This window comes from Streptomyces sp. NPDC001933 (assembly GCF_042890955.1).
Classification (GTDB): Bacteria; Actinomycetota; Actinomycetes; order Streptomycetales; family Streptomycetaceae; genus Streptomyces.
The window spans coordinates 1-7,399 of record NZ_JBIASS010000078.1 but is presented as its reverse complement, the minus strand read 5'-3'; the positions used below and the strand labels follow the sequence as shown (position 1 = coordinate 7,399).

The following is a 7,399-nucleotide window of genomic DNA, read 5'->3' as shown; positions in this document are numbered from 1 at the left end:
GTGTACCTGCAGCCGGACGTGGACGGGCCGATCACCCTGACACTGGGCAAGGTCAAGGACTCCTGATTCCTGAAGAACGGCTGGCGGCGGGGCGCAGACAGCACGGCCCCGGGCCGGTCTCGGCTACCAGTGAACACCGCCCTGACCGGTCGGCCTGGTCCAGGACGTCGCGGGTCAGACCTCGAGGTAGGCGACCACGACCACGGTCCGCAAAGCCGTCACCCAGTACAACAAGCGCACGCGCTCGACCTCGTCGGCGTACTCACGCAACTGGGGGCCAGCGGCGCTGCCGGGGATCGGCTCGCCGACCTCGGGATCGACGGAGACGACGACCAGGGCGCGGTCCAGGGCGTGGATCTCCGCCTCGCTGGTGATGTTCTCCAGCTGCTTGGCGGCGGAGTCGGTGAACGCGATCCGGGCGCGGCGCCGGCTGTGCTGCGGGGGCATCAGGCGACGGCCGGGCGCTGGGAGGCGAGGCGGGCGAGGTGGGCCTCGCGCAGCTCCTCCCAGGGGGTGCACTGCTCGGGGTCGGGCAGGCCGTTGGTGGCGATGTCCTCCAGGACGGCGGCAAACCGGTCGGCGTCGGCGCGGGTCTTGGCCGCGTACGCGCGGACGGCGTCGGCGGCCGCGGGCTCCAGCTGCCGGGCGGCGGGGGCCGGCTGTTCGCTCATCGAGGGCTCCAGGGGGCAGAACTGGCGTTGCTCACCACGGTATCGCCGGGCCAGGGGGCCCGGGACCACTCCGGCGGAACCGGCCCCCGTGACTACGGTCCGTACTGCTCGTAACCTCGCGGGCGATCAACTCTCATGTGTCACGCTCGGTTCCCGAATCGGCCCTGGAGGCCCCTTCGGGCTCCAGAAAGCGTGCCGCGCCAACTGCAGGCTGATCGCGACCTGGTCGGCGCTGACTTCCTTTCCCGCAGTAGCGTCACGGACGTCGTGGCGCTCCAGCAGATGGCCCAGCTCGTGCGCTACAACGAATGACTCGACCGCGTACCGACACTCCACGAGCCCGCACACGAACGTCACGCCTGGCAGCCCTACGGCCCACCGCCTAGCCCTGCAGTGCTAGATCCCCAGCCCTAAGCCCGGGCCAACCCAAGACCATCCGCAAGCCCGATGCCACCTTCTGGAGGCGGGAGCCAACATGCTGGTGGAGACCTGCCAAGAGGAGCGCATCATGTCGTACCCGGAATACCTCGAGTACCCGGAAGCCCGCTACCACGGCAACAAGGGCGAAGTGAACGCGGCCTTCCGCCCGGCCGACAGCCCACCGGACATCTCCTCACCCGGCGCCTCTACCCACTACCTCGCCACCAACGAGTCGACCGGCGGCGAGTTCGGCCTGTACAAGGTGGAGCTGGGCGCACAGTCCGCTGGAGCCAAGACCCACTTCCACAAGGCGATGTCGGAGTCCTTCTACATTCTCTCCGGCGAACTGGAGCTGTACAACGGCGATAAGTGGGTCACGGGCCGCGTGGGCGACTTCCTGTACGTACCGGTCGGCGGCCTGCACGCCTTCAAAAACGTGACCGCCGAGCCCATGTCCATGCTCATGCTCTTCTCCCCCGGCGCCCCACGCGAGGAATACTTCGAGCGGGTTGCGGATATGGCACAGCACGGTGGCGAGGAACTTAAGCAGTTTCGCATCCGGCACGACAGCTACTTCCTGGAAGACTTCGAGCCCGGGAGGGAATAGTTCGGGGCCGTTGCAGGACTACCGTTCCCCGCCACGATGGCCACCACCAGGGCGAGCTCGGCCTGTACGAGTTCGCCAACAGTGCCGCTGCAATGCCGGGGGCGGGGCGTTGTCACCGGGCGGCTACCCGTGCCAGATGATGTCCAGGACGGACAGGTGGCGCAGGGCGCGGTTGGCGAAGTAGATCACGGAGAGCTGGCCGACGGACGCGATGCGTACGTCCTCGCCCTCGGGGTCGCCGGTGTCCCACTGCGGGTAGCCCCACGGGGCGTCGGCCGCCGCGTCCAGGACGTCCCAGGCCATCTCTTCCGCGTGTTCGGGAAGTGGGAGCTCTCACTTCCCTGACCAGGTAATCCTCACCCAGTGACCAGCCAATCCTCACTGCTTGTCCAGCACCAGCGCCTGGCCATCACTGCTCAACACCTCATAGAAGCACCCGAACCGGCCCGGCCCACAGCGCCCAAACCCGGACACCAGACCGAGAACCATCCCGGACACGGAAGCGAGAACTCCCACGGTGGTGTGATCGCCGAGGTCCTCGTGCTGTTTCGGGCTCGCCATCGCGGCGGTGTCGTCTTCGTCGAGCGAGGCAGGGTTCCGGTCGAAGTCCCGCGTTCAGGCTTGGGTGTCCGCGCTCCTGGCTAGCGTGATTGTCGTCCGCATGCCGTACGACGAGAGGACTTGCTGGTGCCCGACTTGCCCACCCCGATGCGGCTGTCACCGATCCGCGATGACCACGCCTGGCACTTCCCTTGGAGCCCGTGGCACGGCGTGGCGCCCAACAGAAGCGGCAACGTGCGCAAGCCGGTCATCCTGCGGTTCGGCCAACTGTGGATCAGGCCGAACGACCACGATCGGATGGCCGAGCACACCGTCGCCAGGATGACCAGGCGGCAGCGGCGTCTGTGCGGGCACTTCGGTAGGCAGCCCGACCCCATGGACTGGTACTTTCCGACTGACCAGGCCACCAGCATGGGCCGGGAGCCGGCAACCAGGTGACTTCTTCAGGCACGTCAACGCGAATGGCACGGCGAGCGCTTGGCGCTGTCCTGGCAGCCGAGGCGGTTTCGGCCGCGGGAAACCGGATCGCCCTGATCGCGATTCCCTGGTTCGTGCTGGAGACCACCGGTGATCCCGCACGGGCCGGGCTGAGCGGGGTCGCCTACTTCGCTCCCGTGGTGCTGGCCGGGCTCTTCGGTGGCCCCCTGGTGGACCGCATGGGGTTCATCCGCAGCAGTGTCCATGCCGACCTGGCCAGCGGGATGACGGTGGCTGCGATCCCGGTCCTGTATATGCTGGGCCACCTGCCGTTCTGGCTGTTGCTGGTCCTCACGTTCGCCGGCTCGATGCTCGACGTTCCAGGCACAACAGCTCGCCGCTCCCTCGTGCCCGACCTGGCCGAAGCCAGCGGTATGCGGCTGGAACGGGCGATGAGCGCACACGAGACAGTGATGCGTGTCGCCCAGCTCACCGGCGGATTACTCGGCGGCGTGCTCCTCGCAGCTCTCGGGCCAATCCTTGTGCTGTACATGGATGCGGCCAGCTTCCTGGTATCAGCCCTGCTCGTGGGACTGACTGTGCCCCGCGCATCGCCTCGCAAGTCTCCGCACCTATCGAAAGGCACGTCACGGTATTTCGCGGAGCTCAGGGAAGGACTGCGATTCATCCGCGAGGACACGTTGCTGCCCCGGATCCTCGTGGTGTTCATGTTCGCCAACATGGCCGACAACGCCCTGTTCACCGTGCTGCTGCCAACCCTGGCCAAGCAGGTGCTCGACAACCCGCTCGCCCTGGGGCTTTCGGTCGCCGCCTTCGGCGCCGGCGCCTTGGCGGGCGCGATCCTGTTCGGCGCAGTTGGGCACCGGTTCCCCGGGCACGTAATCCTGACCGGCGCATTGCTGATTTCCGGAGCCCCGAAGTTCTTCGTCATCGCCGCGATGCCCGGGACTCCCACGCTTGTTGTCACCATGGCTCTCGCCGGCATCGCTGCTGGACCAGTGAACCCGCTGTTGACCGCTGTCCAGTTCAGCCGTATTCCCTCGGAGCTCCGGGGACGCGTGTCCGGCGCGATCATGGCCGCGGTTGTGGCTGCGGTGCCGCTGGGCATTTTCGGCGCCGGCGTGCTGGTCGCCACGACCAGCCTCACCACGGCTTTGCTCGTGATCGCGGCTGGTTATCTCCTGGTCAGCCTCTATCCCGCATTGCATCCCGCGTGGCGAGCCGCCACCCCATGACCTCCAGATCGATCGACCTGCCGGATCGGCGGTGGCCGGCCCGCCACCATAAGAACCCGCGCGAATTGGTGAGGCGGGGGCGGACTGCGGGTCTGGGGCGGGTCTTGTTTGCTGAGGCTGCTGGACGGTTCGTCAGTAACGTTGCGTAATTGGCTACGCAGTCGCGTGGTGGGCTGGTTGGATGCGGGCATGTCCGATGATCTGAACGTTGACGTTGAGGCCGTGCTTGCGGGCGCGGATGGGCGGTTGGCGGATCCGGGGTTTCTGGTGAATGCCGACCCGGAGGAGGTGCTGGGGCTGGTGGATGCGGCTTCGGGGCCTGCTGGGCGGCTGGCGGGGGCGGTGTACCGGGCGTCGGCGCACCTGCACCGTGATGCCGGCGCGGGGGTACGGAGGCAGTTGCTGGCGTTGGATGCCGCCCGGTACGGGAATCGGGGGCTGGCGGCGCGGATTACCGCCGTACCGGTTGAGGGTGATCCCCCAGTGCCATGGGCAGTGGAATGGGCCACGAGCACCGCGATCGACCACCACAGCCTCCGGTATACCCTGACCGGCCACACCGACGAGGTGAATGCGGTGGCGACAGGGATGGTGGACGGCCGCCCGGTGGCCGTCACCGGTGGTGGGGGAGAGTACGACGGGACGGTGCGGGTGTGGGACCTGGCCACGGGCCAGCCGATCGGCATACCCCGCTACGGCCACACTGACTGGGCGGTGGCGACGGCGGTGGTGGATGGCCGTCCGGTCGCCGTCACTGATGAGCGGGTGTGGGACCTGGCCACCGGCCAGCCGGTCGGCGAACCCCTCTCCGGCCACACCGACGGCGTGGGGGCGGTGGCGACGGCGGTGCTGGACGGCCGCCCGGTGGCCGTCACCGCCAGTTGGGACAGGACGGTGCGGGTGTGGGACCTGGCCACCGGCCAGCCGGTCGGCGAACCCCTCACCGGCCACACCGGCCCAGTACTTGCGGTGGTGACAGCGGTGCTGGACGGCCGCCCGGTGGCCGTCACCGGTGGCCGGGACGGAACGGTGCGGGTATGGGACCTGACCGCCAGCCAGCCGGTCGGCGAAGCCCTTACCGGCCACACCGACGGCGTGGGGGCGGTGGCGACGGCGGTGGTCGACGGCCGCCCAGTCGCCGTCACCGCCAGTTGGGACAGGACGGTGCGGGTGTGGGACCTGGCCACCGGCCAGCCGGTCGGCGAACCCCTCTCCGGCCACACCGACGGCGTGGGGGCGGTGGCGACGGCGGTGCTGGACGGCCGCCCGGTGGCCGTCACCGGTGGCCGGGACGGAACGGTGCGGGTATGGGACCTGGCCACCCGCCAACCGGTCGGCGAACCCCTCACCGGCCACACCGGCCCAGTACTTGCGGTGGCGACAGCGGTGCTGGACGGCCGCCCGATGGCCGTCACCGGTGGCCGGGACGGAACGGTGCGGGTATGGGACCTGACCGCCAGCCAGCCGATCGGCGAAGCCCTTACCGGCCACACCGACGACGTGGGAGCGGTGGTGACGGCGGTGGTCGACGGCCGCCCAGTCGCCGTCACCGCCAGTTGGGACAAGACGGTGCGGGTGTGGGACCTGGCCACCGGCCAGCCGGCCGGTGAACCCCTCACCGGCCACACCGGCCGGGTGGGGGCGGTGGCGACGGCGGTGCTGGACGGCCGCCCGGTCGCCGTCACCGGTGGCTGGCATAAAGAGGTGCGGGTGTGGGACCTGGCCACCCGCCAACCGGTCGGCGAACCCCTCACCGGCCACACCGGCCCAGTACTTGCGGTGGCGACAGCGGTGCTGGACGGCCGCCCGATGGCCGTCACCGGTGGCCGGGACGGAACGGTGCGGGTATGGGACCTGACCGCCAGCCAGCCGATCGGCGAAGCCCTCACCGGCCACACCGACTGGGTGCGGGCGGTAGCGACGGCGGTGGTCGGCGGCCGCCCGGTGGCCGTCACCGGTGGCGGGGACGGAACGGTGCGGGTGTGGGACCTGGCCACCCGCCAACCGGTCGGCGAACCCCTCACCGGCCACACCGGCCCAGTACTTGCGGTGGCGACAGCGGTGCTGGACGGCCGCCCGGTCGCCGTCACCTGCAACTCGGACAAGAAGGTGCGGGTGTGGGACCTGGCCACCCGGCAGCAGATCGGCGAACCGCTCACCGGCCACACCAGCACGGTTCTGGCGGTGGCGACGACGGTGGTGAACGCGCGCCTGGTCGCCATCACCGGAAGCGAGGACCGGACGGTGCGGGTATGGGACCTGACTGCAGGCCAGCCGGACGGGCAGAAGCTGGTGTTCCCTGCTCCGGTTGGCACAGTGGCCGTTTCCCCGGACGGTCGGTTGGTGGTGGGCTTCGGCTGCGAGGTTGCGGTGCTGTCCCGCTGCTGACACAGCCCCGCCCGATGCGCCCCTGGGGGCGACTCACGATTACGCGAGGTCGCCAGTTCTCCGCGTACAGCCCGGCTCGCCTACCGTCACCTGCGGCTTTGCTGCGTTCTCTCGGGTAGGGGTGAGCGGAGGTGTGTCGGGGGCATACAGGTCATGCCTGATGATCTGAACGTTGGCGGGGTTGGGGCTGTACATACGGGTGTAGATGGGCGGGTGGCTGATCCGGGGTTCCTGGTGAACGTCGCACCGGGTGAGGTGCTGGGGCTCCTGGGTGCCGCCTCGGAGCCCACGGCGGCAAATGCTGGCGCTGGACGCCGCCCGCTAATGCTGCCAGCGAGGCCGGAGAAGGCGACGACGACGATGGCGCTGCGCTCGAGGCGGCGGGCGAGGCCGTGAAACACGTTCCGCCAGGCATTGGGGTCATGGGCGCGCCCCGTATGCCACGTCCGGCTGTGTTCTCATGGGCGGCGGTGCGGGCGTTCGTCCCAGCGGTGGGTTGTCCATGCCTGGCGGATCAGGCTGCTGGCTTTGTGCATCTCCTCGATCAGCGGATCCTTCTTGGGCGGTGCGAGAATGCCGGCGGCCACTGAGGCGCGCACCCAGTCACGTGCCTCCGGGATCAGGTTGTCCGGGTGATCCTTCCCGAGAGCGAGCCACGCTTCGCGGCTGCCGCCGGTACGCCTGGATGACCGCGCACCTGCGGCTTGCCCGTGACTACGAGGCCGATCCTGCCCGGTCCGCGACCACGATCCGGTAAGCGATGATCGGCATTATGGTCCGTCGGCTCACCCGAGGTGGCCCTGCCAAACGGCCAGGGCCACGGCGTCTTCGGTGGACAGCCCCGTAGCAGACGACAGGCACCTGCGACGCGTCAGGAATTCTGGACGGCGCCTACGAACCGCTCAACCTTGCTCCGCAGGTCTGGCGAGAGGTCGGAGAGACCGCCGACGATGAAGGTCAGTTGCCTCGCAAGTTCCGGATAAACGCTCCAGACAGCTGAGTTCCTGGTCAGGACCGCGCGCAGCAGGTCGCCCTCGTACATGTCGCCTTCGGCCAGCGGGTTGTCACGAAGCACCTCC

At 69.1% G+C, this 7,399-nt stretch carries 9 protein-coding genes; 4 read left to right on the top strand and 5 right to left on the bottom strand.

All coding sequences use genetic code 11. The annotated features are described in order from the left end of the window. Positions 1 to 174: 174 nt before the first annotated feature. Both ACFYY7_RS44815 and ACFYY7_RS44810 read right to left on the bottom strand, forming a co-directional pair. The gene (locus tag ACFYY7_RS44815; protein ID WP_351267394.1) at positions 175 to 447 is read right to left on the bottom strand and encodes a hypothetical protein; all 273 of its coding nucleotides are present in this window, start codon (positions 445 to 447) and stop codon (positions 175 to 177) included. Continuing rightward, entirely contained in the window at positions 447 to 671 is a 225-nt protein-coding gene (locus tag ACFYY7_RS44810) for a hypothetical protein (protein ID WP_306313500.1), read from the bottom strand. Before ACFYY7_RS44810 ends, ACFYY7_RS44815 begins: the two co-directional genes overlap by 1 nt. A 508-nt stretch (positions 672 to 1,179) precedes the next feature. On the opposite strand from ACFYY7_RS44810, the gene ACFYY7_RS44805 reads away from it, so the two are divergent. Further along, positions 1,180 to 1,698, top strand: a complete 519-nt coding sequence (locus ACFYY7_RS44805; RefSeq protein WP_388672062.1) for a cupin domain-containing protein — start codon at positions 1,180 to 1,182, stop codon at positions 1,696 to 1,698. 123 nt (positions 1,699 to 1,821) lie between these two features. Here ACFYY7_RS44805 and ACFYY7_RS44800 read toward each other — a convergent pair whose 3' ends face one another. Next, a complete protein-coding gene (locus ACFYY7_RS44800; protein WP_388672056.1) occupies positions 1,822 to 2,001 on the bottom strand; it encodes a hypothetical protein in 180 nt (59 codons plus the stop codon). Between the two features lie 384 nt (positions 2,002 to 2,385). Between ACFYY7_RS44800 and ACFYY7_RS44795 the strand changes: the two genes are divergently transcribed. The 3 genes from ACFYY7_RS44795 (at position 2,386) to ACFYY7_RS44785 (ending at position 6,320) form a co-directional block, all read left to right on the top strand. Beyond that, on the top strand, positions 2,386 to 2,697 hold the full coding sequence (locus tag ACFYY7_RS44795; RefSeq protein WP_388672053.1) for a hypothetical protein: 312 nt from the start codon (positions 2,386 to 2,388) through the stop codon (positions 2,695 to 2,697). A gap of 23 nt (positions 2,698 to 2,720) precedes the next feature. Beyond that, positions 2,721 to 3,932 (top strand): MFS transporter, encoded by a 1,212-nt coding sequence (locus ACFYY7_RS44790; RefSeq protein WP_388672050.1) that lies wholly within the window; start codon positions 2,721 to 2,723, stop codon positions 3,930 to 3,932. 189 nt (positions 3,933 to 4,121) lie between these two features. Beyond that, on the top strand, positions 4,122 to 6,320 hold the full coding sequence (locus ACFYY7_RS44785; protein ID WP_388672060.1) for a hypothetical protein: 2,199 nt from the start codon (positions 4,122 to 4,124) through the stop codon (positions 6,318 to 6,320). 458 nt (positions 6,321 to 6,778) lie between these two features. Here the strand turns inward: ACFYY7_RS44785 and ACFYY7_RS44780 are convergent, their stop codons facing one another. Next, positions 6,779 to 6,919, bottom strand: coding sequence for a hypothetical protein (locus ACFYY7_RS44780; protein WP_388672047.1), 141 nt, complete (start codon positions 6,917 to 6,919; stop codon positions 6,779 to 6,781). A 272-nt stretch (positions 6,920 to 7,191) separates the two neighbouring features. Continuing rightward, the coding region (locus ACFYY7_RS44775; RefSeq protein ID WP_388672045.1) for a contact-dependent growth inhibition system immunity protein at positions 7,192 to 7,399 on the bottom strand (208 nt) is incomplete at its 5' end.